Source organism: Kitasatospora sp. NPDC087861 (assembly GCF_044742585.1).
Lineage (GTDB): Bacteria > Actinomycetota > Actinomycetes > Streptomycetales > Streptomycetaceae > Kitasatospora.
Window position 1 is genome coordinate 1 of record NZ_JBIUUS010000004.1, and the last position, 19,131, is coordinate 19,131.

Here is a 19,131-nt window from a genome sequence, read left to right on the forward strand (position 1 = left end):
GGGGTTGAAACTAAAACCACCCGCGCCGGGGCCCCCACCGGGCCGGGGGGCGCCCGGCCCGCCCCGCCCCCCCCCCCCCCCCGGGGGCCGCGCCCCCCCCCCCCCCCCCCCCACGACGGGGCGACCGGTGCAGGGGTGGGGGCCGAGGTCGTTATGGAGTGGCGAGCCATATCAGTGCCGTTGACTATGTATGTCGCCAACATGTGCCGCGGCTCCGGGACTTCCTACCTTGTGGCGACATCGTCCCCGTCCCCCCTGAACCTGGAAGTGGTGACCATGAACGCCTCTGCACGTGGTTCGGCGGCGACCAGTTCACTCCCCCGAGTGGTGGCCGCGAGCCTGATCGGCACGACCATCGAGTGGTACGACGCCTCGCTGCAGACCACCTCCGACCTGCGGGTTTGCCGATAGGGAGCTGTCGAAGCCAGCACAAAACCAGCACGGCGACCCTGGGGGCCCCTCAGTCAGCACCGAACGGCAACGCCGACCGCCGACATCGAACTTCGAGGTCAGTCGCGTAGAGCTACCACGGTTGGCTCTCCCGCCCAGCTAACCAGCCCCCGCCAATCGCGAACAGGCGCTCCAGCAACGTCGGTTACGCTTGCCTCCTAGCATCGGAGCACGGGGGTCGTGAGGTGGACGAGGGCATGGAGCGTTCAATCCGCCTCGAACTCTGGGGGAAGAGGGCTGGTCTCGATCAGCCCACACCAGCCGTTGAGGCCCTTCGGCTCGCAAATAATCCTGAGGACGTTCAGCGCTATCTCGAAGCACTCCAGGCGGGTGCTTGGGAGTCCTCCGAAGAACTCCGGGATCGCCCATCCAGCAGCTCCATCCTTGAGGCACCGATCCTGGACGTCCAGCGCGGCCTGGACGTCTCGCCCAACGAGTACTTCACTCCTCGCGCGATCGTGAGGCTCATCAGCAGGGAAACCGAAGAGACGGATCGCCCTCTCTTCAGCATGCTGGAGCGGGCTGCCTACTGGCTCTCAGAGCAGGAAGCCCTCGTCGACCTATACCCGGACGTTGACGATGACGTCGACGGCTACGGTCTTCGGCTCAACGACGCCGTTCACGAGCTGTTTAGCCCTGGCCTCACCCAGGGGGCCGACGTCAGCCACGAGCGCCGGCCGGAGATTCGAGTCCCGGGGCTACTCTCTGACGAGGGGCAACGGTACGCCCGGAACGCTGGCCTGAAGTTCGCGCGCCGCCAGGCTGAAGTGTCCGCGCTCACCCGTGGGCTTGAACCGCAACCCTCGTTGATTGAGGAGCGCGGGTACTTCGGACCCTTCTGCCCAGGCCTGGAGCGGCTGCTCAGATTCCATGTGCGCTGGGTGCATCAGCAGGCACTCCGCGCGGCACGAGCCCTTCTCCGCCGCACCCTACGACAGCTGAGGGGCACACGTCCCCGGCCACCCGTCAAAGCCGCGGCCCAGCCCCGTACGTGGGTCTGTGTGTGCGGAACAGAGCGACTAGCAGCACCCGTGGTGCCCCGAGCACCGCAAATGGCGCCCCTGCCGACCGATAGTCAGCAGGGGCGCCCAATGGCCTTCGCCTTGGCTGCGTAGCCAGCTGGTGCCCCCTCGTGGGAGGGACACCCTTGCCTCAGATCAACCTGCCGCCGGACACGCCCTGGTGGTTCATCGCACCGCTCGTCCTCGTACTCGTCGTCGCGGTCGCCGTCCGCATGGTGGCCGGCGCCATCCTGCCTCGGCAGTCTCGCGACCGCCTGAGTTGGTGGAAGCTCTGGTTCAACCGGCCGCGGAAGTAGAAACGTGAGAACGTCGGGGGACGCGATTTACGTCCCCCGACGTTCGGGTCATGCTGCTTCGACGAAGGTGTCGAACTCCAGTGGGAGGTCCAGTTTCAGCTCCTGCAAGAACACACCGTTCATCACGGCCCGAGGCGCTGAGGCGCGTCCGGCATGATGTGGGCATAGGTGAGGAATCACCCCTGTGAGCACGAGTTCCCTGACCCCTTCACGGAAAAGGTCAGGGCGTTCATGCACCAACGCGTGCTACTGGAAGGACCCTCCGAGCAGAGCCTTCCGGTGCCGCCAAGCGAGCCGCAGGAGGGCCGCACCAGCGGGCTGCATCGGTTCGCTGCCAGTGAGGCGATCAACCTGTTCAGCAGTGAATGGAATCCCGGTTGAGCGTCCTGTCGCGTCCTCCAGTCCGACGAGGTGGCCTTCGTCGTTGGTCGAGACGATCCGCTGGAACGTCTCGTCGAACAAGTCAGCGTCGAACACGGCCACGGTCAACATGTCGGTGACAAAGGTCAGCGGATCCACACCGAGGCCCAGCCAGAAGATCCGCAACCTCCCCTCTTCGCGGGCAGCGGTGAGTGTCTTGTTGAGTGGCCAGGCCGCATAGTCGATAGGCGCTCTGCCGCTCCCGTAATCCTCGGTCTCACCGAGCAGTTCCTCGCTCAGCTCCCTCAGGACGGCCCGCCAGAGATCGAAGTCGTTCTCCTCGTTCCATGGCGCATCGTGCGACGCCTGGAACATCCCAACAGGCATGACCTGGTACAGGCCCCCACCGCTGGCGACCTTCTCAGGATCACGCCAGTGCAGCACGAACTCGGCTTCGCCTGTCGTCCGATCGTTCCGGATGGTCAGCGTGCTCGTGGCCGCCATGACCGGCCGACGCGCGAGGTCCGTCGGATCAGCGATGGCGGCACGGAAGGGCGTTGCCGAAGGATCCACCGGCCTGTCCGAGGCCGCCAGGGCTGCCGCAGCGTACTCGTGCGCGGCGGCCTCGCAGATGTTGATCACATCGAAGTACTGGCCGCGGCCGAAGGTCAGCGTCGGACCGGCAGTCGATGCCTCGACATCGAGCAGGCGATAGCACTTTCGGTTCTCGAATAGCCTCGGTTTGGCGAGATCCCGGACTGCGTCCGCGTAGTTGAGGTAGACAGTCCCGTCCTCCCGATGGGGGCGGATGTGATCGAGCTCGGGATCACCGCCGTCCAGGGGTGCTGCGGGCGCGTCTGGCCTCCAGTTCAGCCGGACCTGCTCCAGCGGCACCGGCTCTTCGGGAATCCAGTGCCGCCGGGCCAGAAGAGGCGTCCCCGGAATCAGGTTCTCCGGCGTGTTCTCAGCCAGAAGGCGGCCGGTCAACGCGAAGCGGTGATCGTTCAGGAAGCCGCGTCCCCGTCGCCACTGCTCTCTGCTGTCAATTGGGGTCGGCTGGTCATCTGCCACGGGCGCGCTGGACACGACGCTCCTTCTTCGCATGCGGGCGCGACGCCTTGCACCCGGTTACGAGCCGAGCAGGAGGTCGCGGTACTTCCAGGCCAGAGCCAAGCATGCCGCGCCCGGTGGCGCCATAGGCTCGTTTCTGATGAACTGTGAGACGTTTTGCTCGGTGAACGGGATGCCGGCAGAGGTGTCCTGACCATTCCACTCCGTGACCGTGACGCCCTCGGCGTTGGTCTTCACCACTTCACCGAACAGCTCCTCGAAGACCTCGTCCTCAATCACCAACGCCGTAGGGATGGTCGCTGCCAGCGTGAGCGCGTCGCAGCCGACACCGAAGCAGTAGAGGCGGAGCCGCCGGCTTCGGCGAGCTCGCTCAAGCGCACGGTAGAGCGGCCATCGGTCGTAATCCAGCGGTCGACTTCCGGATCCGTCGTACTCGGGTGCACCCAGCAGTTCCTCGTTGAGCTCCCTGACGATGTTGCGCCACAGGTCGAAGTCGCTGCCCGCGGGGTCACCAGCGATCGAACTGGGCTGAAACTCCCCAGCCGGAATGGCGTCGTAGAGACCGCCAGCCGTAGCCACCTTGCCCGGATCGCGCCAGTGCAGCAGAAAGGTCGCCTCGCCAGAGGTTCGCACTCGGATCAGGAGGGTGGTGATGGCTGGCACTACCGCACGGAGGTCCACGTCGAACGGATCGCTCAGCAGTCGCCGCAGGGGCAGTCGGGCCCAGTTCACGAGCCCCTCCTTCGCGACGGCCGCAAACTCGTGCCCGAGGGCCTCGGAAATGTCGAGCTTGTCAAAATAGGTGGCCACGCCGAAGGAGAGTTCGCCACTACCATCCTGACTCCAGTCAATCCCGGTCAACCGATAGCTCGGCCGATTCTCAAAGAGGGACGGCGAGTCGATGTACCGGATTGCCTGGGTGTACCGCTCGAACGAGCGGCTGGGACTGTACAGCGGCAAGATCTGGCGCGCCTCGGACTCGCTTCCGTCGACCAACGGAGACTTCGCTGCGGGGCCCACCCACTTGAGCCGCACGCGTTCGACTTCCACCGGGCCCGACGGCGACCACTCAGGCGCCATCAAAAGTGCGGTACCTGGCACATGAAACTCGATCGGGTAGAGCGTGCTGGCCGCCTGTGCAAGTTCACCGCGGTGGGCGTTGAGGTACCGGCGCACGGTCCGCCACGCTCCCTGACTTATAGTTACCTCGCTTGCCGTTGAACTGAACTCGGCAGCGGAAGGTCGCTCAACATGTCGAGTTGGTGCCACCCCGGGGATGCTGAACCACAGCCGTTCTGCCGGCGCACCCAACACCCGGGCATAGTGAATAAGAGAGACGAGATCGGTAACAGGTGGACCGGTCTCAATTCTGCTGATCTGAGCCTGAGTTAAGCCCAGCCACTGACCGACGACGCTTTGCGGGATGCCTCGCGGCCCGTATTCCGCTCGGTGGTATTGATGGAGCCGGTAGGCACGCACCATTCGCCCAATGTGTCGACCCTCGAAGGCCGATACAAGTTCCTGCGAACCCCAGAACTCGGCTGGGACCTCTGGCGGCTGCGGCACGGTCTGCGTTCGGCCGACCGACCGGCACGGCGAACACAGAGCGCCTCGCTGATCCACGGCCAGCCGCGTACCACACCTGCGACACGCGAGCGCTGCCCCTTGTCCGATCGACACCGTCGCCGCCTGATCCACTCGACCGAGACCTCAACCTGACAAGCAGTATATGAATCGCCACGGTCAGTGTCCGGCGATCTATGTATCGCACGTATACGGGGCACCGCAGTCTGGCATGGAAGCGACGGTGCCGGGCCGCCACCGTAGTAACTGGCCGCCCGAAGCAACCGGTTCGTTCGCGCTTAAGGCGGCCGGCCAAGCCGATTGGCACCCTCCAGGTGCCACCGACCCGGAACGGAGACTCAGGTGACCACCGTCGACACCCTGACGATCACGGTCGAGTTGCCCGAAGCGTTCGACCCGCGCTGGAACCGCCTGCCCGGCATCACCGTGGACGGCAAGAAGATCACCCTCGACCCGGAGAAGTACTTCTTCCGGTTCGAGACCAACTCCTGGTACATCATCGACTGGCAGACCGTGGAGGACGGCCTGCTGAACGTGGACGAGACCGAGGAGTCCGCTGTCGAGCAGATGGCGCTGGAGTTCATCAAGACCCACGGCCGCTCGACCCGCGACGCGGGTGAGGTCCTGGTCATCGCCCACCAGGTCTACTCGTACCTGTTCCGCGACGAGCACCTGGCGACCCTCGGCCTGCCGCGCGTCACCTCCGAGCACTTGAAGATGCTCCGCGAGGCCGCCACGTTCATGGCCCTCAACAAGGTCGAGCTGGACGGCCACATCTCCAACGTGGGTCCGTGCTGGTTCTTCCCCTCCGCCACCGGCGTGGTCTTCGACCTCTCCGAAGAGGACGGCCAGATGCTCGACGAGGTCTACCACGGCGGCTGGTTCAACGAGCACCGCCGGATCGAGGGCATCAAGGTCCACACCGCCCTCGGCGGCCGGCTGGTCCACGGCTGCCAGTCCGTTCCCGACCAGTCCGGCGGCGTCGTCGCCCCCTACGGCGCCTCCATGGCCCGCTTCCGTGAGGAGCTGGCCGGCATGAAGGCCGACTGGATCGAGCAGGTCGACTCCTACCGTGTGACCGCGGCCTGACCCTCGCGTTGACACCCGTCCGGGGCGGCAAGCGCGCTGCCGCCCCGGACCCGGCCCCCACCAGCCAGCCAGAACGGAAACGCTTCCCGTGGACAGCACGCTCGTCACCGCCATCCTCGCCGACATCTGCGCCAGTACCGGACACTCCTCCCCCGCCCGCGAACCGATGCGGGTGTGGGACATGTCCGGCGTCGAACGCCTGCGCTTCGCGGGGGGTCGTACCGCGATCTACAAATACGCCGTCGAACCGTTCGACCGCGAGGACCAGATCCTGCGCGCGGCCAGCCGCGCCGGCATCCCGGTGCCGCAGGTCATCGGTTCCATCGCTCGAGAGGGCACCCTCGGCATGGTCATCGAGGACCTGGGCGAGCCGGTCCGCGAGGCGGGCGACACCGACGGCATCGTGGCCGCCGTAGCCGTCCACGAGGCCTCCGCGGACGCGTCGTTGCCGGTGCTGGATGAGGACGCGCTGGCCGCCCTACCGGAGCTCGCGCTCGGTCACCTTCGGCGCCTGCGTGGGGCCGGCCGCTGGATCGAGGGCGCCGCAGACCTCACCGCGATGCTGGAAGCACTCGCCATCGCGGCCTCCAAGCGCGCCACCGGCACCGACCTGGCTCCGTTCGGCTGGGTGCACTCCGAGTTCCACGCCACGAGCCTCCACATTGGCGAGGAAGGCCAGTGCCTGCTCGACTTCGCCCGCGCGTTCACCGGGCCCGGCCTGCTCGACCTCGCCTCCTGGCACGGCACTCTCGACGACCCCGACCCGGCTCGCCTGCGTTCCTTCATCGAGGCCTACGTCGCCACCGGCGGAGCGAAGGACGCGCTGGCCGAACGCGGCGGTCTGCCCACCGAACAGTGGGCCCTCGGCTGGCACCGCATCTGGGCGAGCGAGTGGTTCATGGAGCAGGCCGTCAAGTGGATCAACAAGCCTGAGAACGACCCGCTCTACATCAAGGCCGTCCGCCGGCACCTGACCGCGGCCGTCCGCCTGTTGGAAGCGTGACGGTGGACATCTGGGACGCCCACGCCGCCCAACGCCTCGCCAGCGGCCCGCCGCAGCCGCTGGCGCCGCCAGTCCGGATGGAGTGGACGCAGAGATCCGACTTCGGTCCCGGCACGGAGATCCTGGGCGCGGATCTGGCCGGGTTGCGGATCCTGGAACTCGGCTGCGGTCCCGGCCACAACACCGCCCACCTGGCCGGGCTCGGCGCCCACGTCATTGGGATCGACCGCTCCCGCGGCCAGGTCCGCCGGGCCGCCGGCCACTACGGGCACACTGGCGCCGAGTTTGTCTGTTCCACCGCAGCGGTCCACCTCCGGGGCGAGAGCCGCCAGTTGGACGTCATCGTGTCCGTCTTCGGCGCGATCGGCCTCAGCGAGCCGTTCCAACTCCTCTACACGTGCTCCCGACGCCTCGGCCGCAGGGGCGTCCTCGCCTTCTCGGTGCCGCACCCGCAGCGGACCGGCACCATCCCGACCAACCCACGCACCCACGACCAGGTGGCTCTGCCCGATGGCACCCCGGCCGTGGTGGACCGCTGGGACATCGATCCGGCCGCCTGGGTGCGGGCCCTCAACCGTGCTGGCCTGCTCGCTACCGGCGTCCATCACCTCTTCGCGCGGGCCGGCGCGCGCTGGCCGACCACCCTACTGATCACCGCACGGAAGCCCTGACACCCGACCCAATCCCAGGAGGCACCGATGCACAACGCCCCGTTCCTGCTCCTCGACATAGACGGCGTCTTCATCCCGTTCCCGGCCGCCGGCGGAATCACCACCAGCCACCCCGACGGCTACCTGTGGAAGCGCAACCACGTCGCGGACTGGCTCGCCGGCGCCCCTGCCATCTGGATCGACGACGACTTCACGTCCCTCGACCACCAGTGGGCCGCCGACCGCACCACCTTCGGCAACCCCACCCTGCTGATCGAGCCCGACCCACACGTCGGCATCCAGCCCGAACACATCATGACCGCTCTGGAATGGGCTTCCGCTCTGACTCCAACGGCTAGGGCGGCCTGATGTCCGCCCGACACGCAGCACCCGAGAAGGACCGGTTCGGCGCCGTCCTCACCGCCGGCCGGGTCGGCCTCCAGGTCGTCGCCGTCGGCTTGTTGGGCCTGGCCGTCGCCCTCCAGCAGCAGACCATCGAGCCTCGCGAGGACCGTGCGGCGACCGTCCCGGACGTCGAACCGCGCTCCAGGTGAGCACGGCTCACTCGTCACTCACGGTGGCGATGGCGGCTTCCCGACTCAGCACCCAGTCAGCACGGGACAGGTGATGAAGGGTGCTCAGAGGTGCGTCCAGGTCAGCACCGAGCCAGGTCAACCAACCGGCTCGACGACTCGTCCCGCAGGGTGCATGGTCTTCGAGTCCACACCGACGCATCTGGGTATGTGGTTCGCCAACATAGGTCCTCGGCCTGGGAGTTCCTACCTTGTGGCGACACCGTCCCCCCATCCGGAAGTGGTGATCATGGACTCCTCCACCGCACCCAGAAGCACGAAAGGCTCACTGCCCCGAGTGGTGGCCGCGAGCCTGATCGGCACGACCATTGAGTGGTACGACTACTTCTTGTACGGAACAGCAGCCGCGTTGGTGTTCGGCAAGGTGTTCTTTCCGAACAGTGATCCGCTGACGGGGACGCTGCTGTCGTTCCTCACCTATGCGATCGGGTTCGCCGCGCGGCCGGTCGGGGCGCTGGTGTTCGGGCACTTCGGGGACCGGGTGGGGCGGAAGAAGCTGCTCGTCGTCAGTCTGCTGCTGATGGGCGGGTCGACCACGCTGATCGGGGTGTTGCCCACCTACAGCTCCATCGGGGTGGCGGCGCCGGTGCTGCTGACGGTGTTGCGGCTGGTGCAGGGCTTCGCGCTGGGCGGGGAGTGGGGCGGGGCGGTGCTGCTGGTGTCGGAGCACGGCGACCAACGGCGGCGGGGGTTCTGGGCGTCGTGGCCGCAGGGTGGGGCACCGGCCGGGAACCTGCTGGCGGCGGGGGTGCTGTCGCTGCTGACGGCGGTGCTGTCGGAGCAGCAGTTCCTGTCGTGGGGGTGGCGGGTGCCGTTCCTGCTGTCCGCGCTGCTGGTGGGGGTCGGAATGTGGATCCGGCTGGCGGTGGACGAGTCGCCGCTGTTCAAGCAGGCGCTGGCGGCGGCCGAGCAGCGCAAGGCGGCCCGGACGGCGGCCGAACAGCCGCCGCTGGTGGCCGTGTTGCGGCACCACTGGCGGGAGGTGCTGGTGGCGATGGGCGCCCGGATGGCGGAGAACATCTCGTACTACGTGATGACCACCTTTGTGCTGACCTACGCCGTCACCCACGCGCACTTCTCGAAGCAGACCGCGCTGAACGCGGTGCTGATCGCCTCGGCGATCCAGTTCGCGCTGATCCCGCTGTTCGGCGCACTGTCGGACCGGGTCGGGCGCAAGCCGGTGTACCTGGTCGGCGCGGTCGGGGTGGGCGTCTGGGCGTTCGTCTTCTTCGGGATGGTGGACACCAGGTCGTTCGGGTCGCTGCTGGTCGCGGTGACGATCGGGCTGGTGTTCCACAGCGCGATGTACGCACCGCAGGCCGCGTTCTTCTCCGAACTGTTCTCGACCCGGATGCGGTACTCGGGCGCCTCGATCGGGGCCCAGTTCGCCTCGGTGGCGGCCGGCGCGCCGGCGCCGCTGATCGCGACCGCGCTGCTCAAGGACTACGGCAGCGCCACCCCGATCTCGGTGTACGTCGCGATCGCGGCGGCGATCACCGTACTGGCGGTGCTCTGCGGGCGGGAGACCAGGGGCCAGGACCTCGCGGAGGTCGAGCCCGAGGCGGCGGCCGGGGCGGAGACGGAGGCCACCACCGTGGCCGGAAAGCCCGCCACGGCCTGACGGCCGAGCCGCTACGATCGCGCTTCCGCCGGACACGACGCCGATTGGCGGCACGCACCATGAACCACCCTCACGAAAGCTCCGCGCCCGCGCTGCGGCGGCTGCTCGACCTGCTCGCCTCCGGCGCCGCCACCGAGGACTTCGACGACGTGCTGGCCGACGCTCGCCACCGCGGGGCGCCGGCCGCCGTCCTCGCCGAGATCGACGACGCCACCTGGCAGGCTCTCCGGGTGCACCGCACGCTGCGCCAACACCGGCGCCGGGAGGCGGAGTTGACGGCCCTGTTCGACACCGCCGGGGACCTCGCCGCCTCCCGGGAGCTGGACACCGTGCTGCAGGCGATCGTCCGCCGCGCCCGAATGCTGCTCGGCACCGACACCGCGTACCTGACCCTGCCGGACGTGGCCGCGGGCGACACCTACATGCGGGTCACCGACGGCTCGGTCTCCGTCCTGTTCCAGACCCTGCGGCTCAGCCTCGGCGACGGGCTGGGCGGCCTGGTCGCGCAGACCGCCCGCCCGTACGCCACCCCCGACTACCGCACCGACGAGCGGTTCCACCACACCGGCACGATCGACGCGGGTGTGCTCGACGAGGGCCTGGTGGCGATCATCGGGGTGCCGCTGCTGCTCGGCGGCGAGGTCATCGGGGTGCTGTTCGCGGCCGACCGCTCGCCGCGCGCCTTCTCCCCCGACGAGGTCGCGCTGCTGTGCACGCTGGCCGCGCACGCCGCGATCGCCCTGGACACCGCCAAGGCGCTGGCCGACACCCGGGCCGCGCTCGCCGAGCTGAACAGCGCCAACGAGCTGGTCCGCGCCCACTCCGCCGCCGTCCAGCGCGCCGAACAGGCGCACGACCGGCTCACCGACCTGGTACTGCGCGGCGCCGAGGTGCCGGACGTCGCCGCCGCCGTCGCGGCCCTGCTGGGCGGTGAGATAGCCGTCCTCGACGCCGAGGGCGAGCCACTGGCCGGACGGTCCGCGCCCGCCGCCGAACTGGCGGAGGCGGTCGCCGCGTCCCGGGCCGAGGGGCGGTCCGTCCGGCACGGCGAGTTGTGGGTGTGCGCGGTCCTGGCCGGGCACGACGCGCTCGGCACCATGGTGCTGCGCGGACGGCCCGACCTCGACGACGCGGACCGGCGGCTGTTCGAGCGGGCCAGCGTGGTGACCGCGCTGCTCCTGCTGCTGCGCCGCTCGGTGGCCGAGACCGAGAACAGGGTCCGCGGCGAACTGCTCACCGACCTGCTGACCGCCCCCGACCGCGACCCGGCCGGGCTCACCGCACGCGGCCGCCGGCTCGGCGTCGACCTCGCCCGCCCGCACCTGGTCCTGGTCGCGGAACCGGCCGAACCCGTGGGGTCCCCCGGCGCGGACCGCGGCCGGCTGGCCGGGGCGGCCCGCCGGTACCTGTTCGGCTCCCGGGGCGTCGGCGCCGAGCACGGCGACGCGGTGGTGCTGCTGGTGCCGGAGGCCGGCGACCCCGAGGAGGCCGCCCGGCAGGCCGCCGAGCGGCTGGCCCGGCTGGCCGGCTTCCCGGTCACCGTGGGCGCCGGCCGCCCGGCCGCCGGCCCGCCCGCGCTGGCCGCCTCGTACGCCGAGGGCCTGCGCTGCGTACGTGCGCTGCGGGTGCTCGGCCGCGCCGGGGAGGGCGCCTCGGCCCGGGCGCTGGGCTTCCTCGGGGTGCTGCTCGGCGACGGGCACGACGTGGACGGCTTCGTCGGCGCGGCGCTCGGCCCGCTGCTCGCCTACGACGCCCGGCGCGGCACCGAACTGGTCCGCACCCTGCGGGCCTACTTCGACTGCGGCGGCAGCCTCACCCGCGCCAAGGACGAACTGCACGTCCACGTGAACACCGTGGTCCAGCGGCTGGACCGGGTCGAGGCGCTGCTCGGCCCGGACTGGAACCACCCCGAGCGCTCGCTCGAACTCCAGCTGGCGCTGCGGCTGCAACTGCTCTCGGGGGGCTGAGCGGCTGTCCTTCGGGCGGCCCCAGGTAGCCCCCGGCGGCCTCGGGCGGCCCCAGGTAGCCCCCGGCGGCCTCGGGTGGAGTCGGGCGGAGTCGGGTGGCCTCGGGTGGCCTCGGGCGGCTGACCGGTCCGTACGGGCGTGGGCGTACAGTGGCGAGGTTGGTCTCGAACGCCTGGCAAGGAGCGGCAGCGGTGAGCGAGAACGTCGATTTCGTTCGAATGGGGATAGGCGAGGGCGTCATCGCCTACCAGGAGGCCTGGGAGGAGCAGCAGCGCCTGCACGCGCTGCGGGTCGCGGACGAGATCCCCGACACCGTGCTGCTGCTGGAGCACCAGCCCGTCTACACGATGGGCAAGCGCACCAACCCCGCCGACCTGCCGATGGACGGCACCCCGGTGGTCGAGGTCAACCGGGGCGGGGAGATCACCTGGCACGGCCCCGGCCAGCTGGTCGGCTACCCGATCGTCAAGCTGCCCGACCCGATCGACGTGGTCGCGTACGTCCGCCGGCTGGAGGAGGCGCTGATCCGCGCCTGCACCGAGTTCGGCGTCGGGACCGCCCGGGTCGAGGGCCGCAGTGGCGTGTGGGTGCTGGGCGAGTCCATCCCGGACGCCGTGGTGGACCCGGCGCAGGTGGTGGACATCGGCAAGCTGACCCTGCGCATGGGCCTGCCGCTGGGCATCGACCCGCGGCTGGCCGGCCCCGAGTACGCACCGTCCAACGCCGGCCAGCGCGGCGACGACCGCAAGCTCGCCGCGATCGGCGTGCGGGTCGCCCGCGGGGTGACCATGCACGGCTTCGCACTCAACTGCGACCCGGACATGACCTGGTTCGACCGGATCGTGCCGTGCGGCATCCGGGACGCGGGCGTCGCCTCGCTCGCCGGCGAGCTGGGACGCGGCTTCACCGTCGGCGAGGCACTGCCGGTGGTCGAGCGGCACCTGTCGGACGTGTTCGCGGAGCTGCCGGAGCCGGCGCTCACCCGCTGAGGACCGTACCGCCCGGCACACCCCGGACGCTCTCGGCGCCCTCAGCACCCTCGGCACCACCCGGGAATCTACCGGCCAGTAGCTCTGTTGCCCTGCGATTGCGGGGCAACGGGCGCCGCGAAGGCCGTACAACCACAGGCGTACCCTGGGGGTACCCCGTCTAGTTCTAGGAGTCGCACGTGTCCGCTGTCGCGCCCGACGGCAGGAAGCTGCTCCGCCTGGAGGTCCGCAACAGCGAGACCCCCATCGAGCGGAAGCCCGAGTGGATCAAGACCCGCGCGAAGATGGGCCCGGAGTACAACGCCCTCCAGTCGCTGGTGAAGAAGGAGGGGCTGCACACCGTCTGCCAGGAGGCCGGCTGCCCCAACATCTTCGAGTGCTGGGAGGACCGCGAGGCGACCTTCCTCATCGGCGGTGACCAGTGCACCCGCCGCTGCGACTTCTGCCAGATCGACACCGGTAAGCCCGCCGAGTTCGACCGGGACGAGCCCCGCCGGGTCGCCGAGTCCATCGTCACGATGGACCTCAACTACGCCACCATCACCGGCGTCGCCCGCGACGACCTGCCCGACGGCGGCGCCTGGCTGTACGCCGAGACCGTGCGCCAGGTGCACGCGATGACCGCCGACCGCGCGAGCGGCCGCACCGGCGTCGAGCTGCTGATCCCCGACTTCAACGCGGTGCCCGAGCAGCTGGCCGAGGTCTTCTCCTCCCGCCCCGAGGTGCTCGCGCACAACGTCGAGACGGTGCCGCGGATCTTCAAGCGGATCCGCCCGGCGTTCCGCTACGAGCGCTCGCTGGACGTCATCACCCAGGCCCGCGCGGCCGGGCTGGTGACCAAGTCCAACCTGATCCTGGGCATGGGCGAGACCCGCGAGGAGGTCAGCCAGGCGCTCGCCGACCTGGTCGGCGCCGGCTGCGAGCTGATCACCATCACCCAGTACCTGCGCCCCTCGCTGCGCCACCACCCGGTGGAGCGCTGGGTCAAGCCGCACGAGTTCGTCGAGCTCCAGCAGGAGGCCGAGGAGCTGGGCTTCGCCGGGGTCATGTCCGGCCCGCTGGTGCGCTCCTCCTACCGGGCCGGCCGGCTGTACCGGCAGGCGCTGGAGCGGCGCGAGCAGGCCGCGGTCTGAGCCGGCGCCTTGAGTCGCCGCTTTTGAGTCGCCGCTCTTGAATTGCCGCTCTTGATCCGGTGCTCTTGATCCGGCGCTTTTGAGCCACCCGCATCGAGCGAAGGGCGGAGCCTCGGCTCCGCCCTTTCGGCTTCACCACGCTTTGACTGGCCGGTCACCGCCTGGTAACACGGGGTGGTGATGATGGACTCATTGCGAGCGTTCGATTCTTCTCAGCCACGAGGGGAGCTGTTCGGCATGCGGATGCGAATCCGGTCGGTCGGGGTTGCGCTGCGGTTCGCCGAGAGCGTCCTGCTGGCGGGCGGCCAGCGGCAGGCCCGGCGCAACGCCTGGGCGGCAGTCTGCGAGAACCGCCGGTACGCGGCGGACCGCCACCACGACGCGCCGTCGCCCGGGCCGGTGGGGACGTCCGCACGACGGTGAGGTCCGTACAGCGGTGAGGCCGGGGCGCCGGTGAGGCCGGGGCGACGGTGACGTCCGGACGGCGGCAAGGGCGGCAGTCCGCCCGCGGCCGCCGGTCGCTGTGTGCGACGGCACAGGGCACTCGGGTCACGGATCGAGCGAACGGGTACCCGGGCTTGGATATCCCGTACCCGTGCCACGTACCATGAGCGTTATGGCGAGGGAAACATCCGAGAACCCCGGGCGACTGAAGCAGATCCGCCTGGCGTACACCATGACCAAGAAGGTCGACACCAAGATCGGCCTGATCATCGCCGGCGTCGGCCTGCTGACCTTCGGCGTGTTCCTCGCCATCGGCTTCGCAATCGACCACCCCATCTACCTGGGCATCCTGGGCTTCATCGTGGCCTTCCTGGCCATGGCGATCGTCTTCGGGCGCCGGGCCGAGCGCGCGGCGTTCGGACAGATGGAGGGGCAGCCGGGCGCCGTTGCGGCGGTGCTGAACAACATCCGACGTGGCTGGAGCTCCAACTCCACCCCGGTCGCGGTCACCCGTAACCAGGACGCGGTCTACCGCGCGGTGGGCCGGGCCGGCATCGCGCTGATCGGTGAGGGCAACCCGAACCGGGTGCGCCAGCTGCTGGCCTCCGAGAAGAAGAAGATGGCCCGGGTGGTCGGCGACGTGCCGGTGCACGACATCGTGGTGGGCAACGGCGAGGGCGAGATCCCGCTCAAGAAGTTGCAGATCCACCTGATGCGACTGCCCCGCGCCATCACCGCCGCCCAGGTCACCGAGACCAACGACCGTCTGCGCGCGCTGGGCGACCTGCTCTCCAAGGCGCCGATCCCCAAGGGCCCGATGCCCAAGGGTGCCCGGATGCCCAAGGGCGGCCAGGTCCGCTGACCCTCCCCCGTCCCTGACGACACGTGAACGGCCCCGCCGCGGAGATCCCGCGGCGGGGCCGTTCATCGTTGCGGCGGGGCCGTTGGAGGCCGGGGCCTAGATCCGGACCTCGACGGTGCCGACCGCCTTGTCGTGCAGGCCGCGGGCGTCACGGTCCCAGACCAGCGGCGGCACCACCAGGCAGAGCAGCAGGGTGCGCAGCAGGACCTGCGGGATGGTCGCGCGGCCGCCGTCCAGACGGATCACCCGCAGGCCGAACAGCCGCTTGCCGACGGTCGTGCCGGTGGTGGCGAGCAGCACTGCCGCGACCACGAAGTAGAGCGGGCTGGTCCACAGGTTCGCCTCGGCCGGGCTGCCCTTGCCGATCAGCCCGTAGGCGATCAGGGCGACCAGCCAGCCGTCCACGAACAGGGCGCCGATGCGACGGCCGGGGCCCGCGATCGAACCGGGGCCCTCCTTGGGCAGGCCGAGGCGCTCGCCGCGGTAACCGAAGTCGGCTCCCATCTTCTCGGCGGCCGCCTTCGGGCCGTCGATCCACGATCCCAACGCTTCTCTGGTGTCCACGAATCCACACTAACCGGGCGGCCCGTCCACACCGCCACCGGCTCCCCCGAACGCCACGGGCGAGTGAATCGCGCTGCCGGAGCTTTCCAAGTGGTCCAGACCACTTGTACACACCCGACCCGGTCGGCGGTGCGTTTTGCCCCCGTACGGTACGACTTTGCCACCCGATCGGCGGCCGTGGTTAACATTTACGAAACGACCGGGTCACCGACCGGAAACGGCCCGTTCCTAGGGTGAGCCCCATTCGCACGCCGAGGAGGATGTATGTTCAACAACGCCGCCGAAGTGAAGCAGTACATTCAGGACAACGACGTGAAGTTCGTCGATGTCCGCTTCTGCGATCTGCCGGGCGTCATGCAGCACTTCTCCGTACCTGCGGCGACCTTCGACCCGTCCGAGATCCTGATGTTCGACGGCTCGTCGATCCGCGGCTTCCAGGCCATCCACGAGTCCGACATGGCCCTGGTCCCGGACCTCGCCACGGCCCGGCTCGACCCGTTCCGGACCGAGAAGCACCTCAACATCAACTTCTTCATCCAGGACCCGGTCACGGGCGAGGCCTACAGCCGCGACCCGCGCAACGTCGCCAAGAAGGCCGAGGCCTACCTCGCCTCCTCCGGCATCGCCGACACCGCGTTCTTCGGGCCCGAGGCCGAGTTCTACGTCTTCGACTCGGTCCGCTTCGAGACCAGCGCCAACGCGTCCTTCTACCACATCGACTCGGAGGCCGGCGCCTGGAACACCGGCGCCGCCGAGGGCGACGTACGCGGCTACAAGGTCAAGTACAAGGGCGGCTACTTCCCCACCCCGCCGGTGGACCACTTCGCCGACCTGCGCGCCGAGATGTCGCTGGAGCTGGCCAAGTCCGGCCTGGAGGTCGAGCGCCAGCACCACGAGGTCGGCACGGCCGGCCAGGCCGAGATCAACTACAAGTTCAACACGCTGCTGCACGCCGCCGACGACCTGATGCTGTTCAAGTACATCATCAAGAACGTCGCCTGGCGCAACGGCAAGACGGCCACCTTCATGCCGAAGCCGATCTTCGGCGACAACGGCTCGGGCATGCACGTCCACCAGTCGCTGTGGACCGAGGGCTCCCCGCTCTTCTACGACGAGCAGGGCTACGCCGGCCTCTCCGACACCGCCCGCTACTACATCGGCGGCCTGCTCCGGCACGCCCCCTCGCTGCTGGCCTTCACCAACCCGTCGGTGAACTCCTACCACCGTCTGGTGCCGGGCTTCGAGGCGCCGGTCAACCTGGTGTACTCGCAGCGCAACCGCTCGGCCGCGATCCGCATCCCGATCACCGGCTCCAACGCCAAGGCCAAGCGCATCGAGTTCCGCGCGCCCGACCCGTCCTCCAACCCGTACCTGGCCTTCTCGGCGATGCTGATGGCCGGCCTCGACGGCATCCGCAACAAGATCGAGCCGCTGGAGCCGGTCGACAAGGACCTCTACGAGCTGGCCCCCGAGGAGCACGCCAACGTCCCGCAGGTGCCCTCCTCCCTCCCGGCCGTGCTCGACGCCCTGGAGGCCGACCACGAGTACCTGCTCGCCGGCAACGTCTTCACCCCGGACCTGATCGAGACCTGGATCGACTTCAAGCGCACCAACGAGATCGCCCCGATCGCCCTCCGCCCCCACCCGCACGAGTTCGAGCTGTACTACGACCTCTAAATCGCGGTCGTCGGCCTTGATCGGGCCCCGTCGTGCTCCTTGTGGGGACGGCGGGGTCTTTGGTTGGTGGTGGTGGCTGGCGGCGGGGCTTGGGGTGGCCGGTGCGGGTGGGGGCGGCCGATCGGGTGAATCAGTGTCATCGAGTGCTGTGCCGAGGGAAGTCCGGTTGGACGGCCTCGCCCACGGCCTCTCCGTCGCCGACCTCGTCCCCGTCCCCGACGTCCTCTCCGTCGCCGACCGCGACGCGGACCGGCGGTACGACCCCGCCCGTCAGCCCGACCCACAGCGCGAGCTCGTCGGCGAGCGGTGGAACACTGCCCAACACCGGCGGCTCGTCGTCCGACTCGCTGATCGCCGTCCTGGGCGGCGTGGCGCTGTGCGCAGTGGCCTACCGCCGGCCCGGACGGCACAGCTGACGCAACGGTGAACAACTGAACACCTGACCATCCCCGGTGGCGCCGCCCCCAGCGGCGCCACCGGCGCGTTCCGCCCGGGCGAGCGGCCCCCGGCCCGGGGTGCCTCGCCTGTCGGGGTGGGTCAGGTGGTGAAGTGGAGCGCGGGCAAGGCGAGTCCGGGACGGCCTACGGGCGCTCCGGGGTGAGGGCCAGGACGGCGAGGTCGTCGGCGAGCAGGCCGGCGTACTCGTGGACGTCCTGGGCCAGGAAGGAGACCAGCCGGTCGGGCGAGGTGGTGCCGAGGGCCGCGAGGCGGCGGTCGAGCGGGTAGAAGGCTCCGGTGGCGTCGCGGGCCTCGCTCACGCCGTCGGTGTAGAGCAGGACGGTGTGGCCCGGGGGCAGGGCGACCGCGGTCGGCTTGCCGCGTTCCTCGGCGGGCCCGAGGTGGCCGAGGCCGAGGGGGAGTTCGTCCGCGCAGGACACCGGGGTGATGGTGTGGCCGGTGAGCAGGAGCGGGGTGGTGTGGCCCCGGTTGACGATCTCCACGCAGTCGGAGCCCGGCCGGTACTGCAGCAGGACGGCGGTGACGAACAGCTCGTCGTCGCCCCGGTCGGCGGCGTCGCGCAGCACGGAGCGGTCCAGCTGGTCGGCGAGGTCGACCAGGTCGGGGGTGTCGTGCGCGGTCGCCCGGAAGGCGCCGAGCACGTCGGCCACCGTCCGGACCGCGCCGAGGCCCTTTCCGCGGACGTCGCCCAGCAGCACCCGGACACCGAAGCGGGTGTCGCACACCTCGTACAGGTCCCCGCCGACCAGCACCTCGGCCTGGGCGGGGCGGTAGAGGCCGGCCACCCGCAGGCCGCCCGCCCGTTCGGGCACCGGGCGCAGCACCGTGCGCTGCAGGGTCTCGGCGACCGTACGGGCGTGCAGCAGGTTGCGGTTCTGCCGGGTCCGCTGCCAGGACAGGGCGGTGCCCATCACCCCGGACAACAGCGTGGCGATGTAGACCCAGACGTGGTGCTGCTCGTTGATGTGGCCCGCCCGCAGGGCCAGCGCGAGTTGCAGCGCCAGGGAGCCGGCCGAGGCGGTGGCGGTCAGCACCGGGCCGTAGCTGAACGCCGCCACCACGGGCAGTGCGGTCAGCAGGAAGCCGGCCGCGACCGCGTCCGGGACGACCGCCTCGGCGACCAGGTCGAGCAGCAGCAGGAGCACCGGCAGCCAGGGCACCCAACGCGGCACCCTGGGTTCCACGGCCGCCCGGTGCGGCGGGCGGGGTGCTACGGGCACGGCGGGGACCTCCTGGCCGACCGGTCCGGAATGACCGGTTCGTCCCTCCATGTTCTCCTATGAACGGCCCGGTCACG

20 protein-coding genes and 1 pseudogene are annotated in these 19,131 nt (G+C 69.8%); 16 read left to right on the forward strand and 5 right to left on the reverse strand.

The window, feature by feature from the left end; genetic code table 11:
• Nucleotides 1–276: 276 nt before the first annotated feature.
• The 3 genes from ACIOJE_RS07195 to ACIOJE_RS07205 all read left to right on the forward strand — a co-directional run bounded on the left by ACIOJE_RS07195 (nucleotide 277) and on the right by ACIOJE_RS07205 (nucleotide 1,768).
• Entirely contained in the window at nucleotides 277–411 is a 135-nt protein-coding gene (locus ACIOJE_RS07195; RefSeq protein WP_400773959.1) for a hypothetical protein, read from the forward strand.
• Between the two features lie 236 nt (nucleotides 412–647).
• Nucleotides 648–1,565, forward strand: coding sequence for a hypothetical protein (locus tag ACIOJE_RS07200; RefSeq protein ID WP_400773962.1), 918 nt, complete (start codon nucleotides 648–650; stop codon nucleotides 1,563–1,565).
• A gap of 32 nt (nucleotides 1,566–1,597) precedes the next feature.
• Nucleotides 1,598–1,768 carry a hypothetical protein gene (locus ACIOJE_RS07205; RefSeq protein WP_380433834.1) on the forward strand — a complete coding sequence of 57 codons (171 nt, stop codon included), beginning with the start codon at nucleotides 1,598–1,600 and terminating at the stop codon, nucleotides 1,766–1,768.
• 246 nt (nucleotides 1,769–2,014) lie between these two features.
• Here ACIOJE_RS07205 and ACIOJE_RS07210 read toward each other — a convergent pair whose 3' ends face one another.
• Both ACIOJE_RS07210 and ACIOJE_RS07215 read right to left on the reverse strand, forming a co-directional pair.
• Nucleotides 2,015–3,214: an XRE family transcriptional regulator gene (locus ACIOJE_RS07210; RefSeq protein ID WP_400773965.1), complete on the reverse strand. Its 1,200-nt coding sequence runs from the start codon at nucleotides 3,212–3,214 to the stop codon at nucleotides 2,015–2,017.
• A gap of 42 nt (nucleotides 3,215–3,256) precedes the next feature.
• Nucleotides 3,257–4,681, reverse strand: a complete 1,425-nt coding sequence (locus tag ACIOJE_RS07215; RefSeq protein WP_400773967.1) for a helix-turn-helix domain-containing protein — start codon at nucleotides 4,679–4,681, stop codon at nucleotides 3,257–3,259.
• 444 nt (nucleotides 4,682–5,125) lie between these two features.
• Here ACIOJE_RS07215 and ACIOJE_RS07220 point away from each other — a divergent pair, with 444 nt between their 5' ends.
• From ACIOJE_RS07220 to ACIOJE_RS07270, 11 genes and pseudogenes are all read left to right on the forward strand, one after another.
• Nucleotides 5,126–5,872 carry a hypothetical protein gene (locus ACIOJE_RS07220; protein ID WP_400773970.1) on the forward strand — a complete coding sequence of 249 codons (747 nt, stop codon included), beginning with the start codon at nucleotides 5,126–5,128 and terminating at the stop codon, nucleotides 5,870–5,872.
• Nucleotides 5,873–5,960: 88 nt separating this feature from the next.
• The gene (locus tag ACIOJE_RS07225; protein ID WP_400773972.1) at nucleotides 5,961–6,875 is read left to right on the forward strand and encodes a phosphotransferase family protein; all 915 of its coding nucleotides are present in this window, start codon (nucleotides 5,961–5,963) and stop codon (nucleotides 6,873–6,875) included.
• On the forward strand, nucleotides 6,872–7,546 hold the full coding sequence (locus tag ACIOJE_RS07230; RefSeq protein WP_400773974.1) for a class I SAM-dependent methyltransferase: 675 nt from the start codon (nucleotides 6,872–6,874) through the stop codon (nucleotides 7,544–7,546). The genes ACIOJE_RS07225 and ACIOJE_RS07230 overlap by 4 nt, the downstream gene beginning before the upstream one ends.
• A gap of 96 nt (nucleotides 7,547–7,642) precedes the next feature.
• Nucleotides 7,643–7,894, forward strand: a pseudogene (locus ACIOJE_RS07235) (hypothetical protein); the annotation flags it as partial.
• Nucleotides 7,894–8,079 (forward strand): hypothetical protein, encoded by a 186-nt coding sequence (locus tag ACIOJE_RS07240; RefSeq protein ID WP_400773975.1) that lies wholly within the window; start codon nucleotides 7,894–7,896, stop codon nucleotides 8,077–8,079. The pseudogene ACIOJE_RS07235 and the gene ACIOJE_RS07240, both read left to right, overlap by 1 nt.
• Before the next feature lie 268 nt (nucleotides 8,080–8,347).
• On the forward strand, nucleotides 8,348–9,739 hold the full coding sequence (locus tag ACIOJE_RS07245) for an MFS transporter (protein WP_400773977.1): 1,392 nt from the start codon (nucleotides 8,348–8,350) through the stop codon (nucleotides 9,737–9,739).
• Nucleotides 9,740–9,798: 59 nt separating this feature from the next.
• Nucleotides 9,799–11,706 carry a helix-turn-helix domain-containing protein gene (locus ACIOJE_RS07250; protein WP_400773979.1) on the forward strand — a complete coding sequence of 636 codons (1,908 nt, stop codon included), beginning with the start codon at nucleotides 9,799–9,801 and terminating at the stop codon, nucleotides 11,704–11,706.
• Between the two features lie 218 nt (nucleotides 11,707–11,924).
• Nucleotides 11,925–12,695, forward strand: coding sequence for a lipoyl(octanoyl) transferase LipB (lipB, locus tag ACIOJE_RS07255; RefSeq protein ID WP_400774610.1), 771 nt, complete (start codon nucleotides 11,925–11,927; stop codon nucleotides 12,693–12,695).
• A gap of 179 nt (nucleotides 12,696–12,874) precedes the next feature.
• On the forward strand, nucleotides 12,875–13,828 hold the full coding sequence (lipA, locus tag ACIOJE_RS07260; RefSeq protein WP_280674647.1) for a lipoyl synthase: 954 nt from the start codon (nucleotides 12,875–12,877) through the stop codon (nucleotides 13,826–13,828).
• A gap of 237 nt (nucleotides 13,829–14,065) precedes the next feature.
• A complete protein-coding gene (locus ACIOJE_RS07265; RefSeq protein WP_280674649.1) occupies nucleotides 14,066–14,251 on the forward strand; it encodes a hypothetical protein in 186 nt (61 codons plus the stop codon).
• Nucleotides 14,252–14,435: 184 nt separating this feature from the next.
• A complete protein-coding gene (locus ACIOJE_RS07270; RefSeq protein WP_400663391.1) occupies nucleotides 14,436–15,134 on the forward strand; it encodes a DUF4191 domain-containing protein in 699 nt (232 codons plus the stop codon).
• A 96-nt stretch (nucleotides 15,135–15,230) separates the two neighbouring features.
• On the opposite strand, the gene ACIOJE_RS07275 is transcribed toward ACIOJE_RS07270, so the two are convergent.
• Nucleotides 15,231–15,698 (reverse strand): RDD family protein, encoded by a 468-nt coding sequence (locus tag ACIOJE_RS07275; RefSeq protein WP_280674653.1) that lies wholly within the window; start codon nucleotides 15,696–15,698, stop codon nucleotides 15,231–15,233.
• Nucleotides 15,699–15,962: 264 nt separating this feature from the next.
• Between ACIOJE_RS07275 and glnA the strand changes: the two genes are divergently transcribed.
• Nucleotides 15,963–17,375 (forward strand): type I glutamate--ammonia ligase, encoded by a 1,413-nt coding sequence (gene glnA / locus ACIOJE_RS07280; RefSeq protein ID WP_280674655.1) that lies wholly within the window; start codon nucleotides 15,963–15,965, stop codon nucleotides 17,373–17,375.
• Nucleotides 17,376–17,511: 136 nt separating this feature from the next.
• Here the strand turns inward: glnA and ACIOJE_RS07285 are convergent, their stop codons facing one another.
• Nucleotides 17,512–17,700, reverse strand: a complete 189-nt coding sequence (locus ACIOJE_RS07285; RefSeq protein ID WP_280674657.1) for a hypothetical protein — start codon at nucleotides 17,698–17,700, stop codon at nucleotides 17,512–17,514.
• On the opposite strand from ACIOJE_RS07285, the gene ACIOJE_RS07290 reads away from it, so the two are divergent.
• On the forward strand, nucleotides 17,690–17,791 hold the full coding sequence (locus ACIOJE_RS07290) for an LPXTG cell wall anchor domain-containing protein (RefSeq protein WP_400774613.1): 102 nt from the start codon (nucleotides 17,690–17,692) through the stop codon (nucleotides 17,789–17,791). The genes ACIOJE_RS07285 and ACIOJE_RS07290 overlap by 11 nt on opposite strands.
• Before the next feature lie 165 nt (nucleotides 17,792–17,956).
• Here ACIOJE_RS07290 and ACIOJE_RS07295 read toward each other — a convergent pair whose 3' ends face one another.
• Entirely contained in the window at nucleotides 17,957–19,054 is a 1,098-nt protein-coding gene (locus ACIOJE_RS07295) for a PP2C family protein-serine/threonine phosphatase (RefSeq protein ID WP_400773981.1), read from the reverse strand.
• Nucleotides 19,055–19,131 lie beyond the last annotated feature (77 nt).

What these genes read in the sequence shown, in the direction of transcription:
- ACIOJE_RS07215 (WP_400773967.1), bottom strand. Translation starts at nt 4,681, where the DNA reads ATGGTGCGTGCCTACCGGCTCCATCAATACCACCGAGCGGAATACGGG.
- ACIOJE_RS07195 (WP_400773959.1), top strand. Translation starts at nt 277, where the DNA reads ATGAACGCCTCTGCACGTGGTTCGGCGGCGACCAGTTCACTCCCCCGA.
- lipB (WP_400774610.1), top strand. Translation starts at nt 11,925, where the DNA reads ATGGGGATAGGCGAGGGCGTCATCGCCTACCAGGAGGCCTGGGAGGAG.
- ACIOJE_RS07245 (WP_400773977.1), top strand. Translation starts at nt 8,348, where the DNA reads ATGGACTCCTCCACCGCACCCAGAAGCACGAAAGGCTCACTGCCCCGA.
- ACIOJE_RS07270 (WP_400663391.1), top strand. Translation starts at nt 14,436, where the DNA reads ATGAGCGTTATGGCGAGGGAAACATCCGAGAACCCCGGGCGACTGAAG.
- glnA (WP_280674655.1), top strand. Translation starts at nt 15,963, where the DNA reads ATGTTCAACAACGCCGCCGAAGTGAAGCAGTACATTCAGGACAACGAC.
- ACIOJE_RS07250 (WP_400773979.1), top strand. Translation starts at nt 9,799, where the DNA reads ATGAACCACCCTCACGAAAGCTCCGCGCCCGCGCTGCGGCGGCTGCTC.
- ACIOJE_RS07240 (WP_400773975.1), top strand. Translation starts at nt 7,894, where the DNA reads ATGTCCGCCCGACACGCAGCACCCGAGAAGGACCGGTTCGGCGCCGTC.
- ACIOJE_RS07200 (WP_400773962.1), top strand. Translation starts at nt 648, where the DNA reads ATGGAGCGTTCAATCCGCCTCGAACTCTGGGGGAAGAGGGCTGGTCTC.
- ACIOJE_RS07265 (WP_280674649.1), top strand. Translation starts at nt 14,066, where the DNA reads ATGCGGATGCGAATCCGGTCGGTCGGGGTTGCGCTGCGGTTCGCCGAG.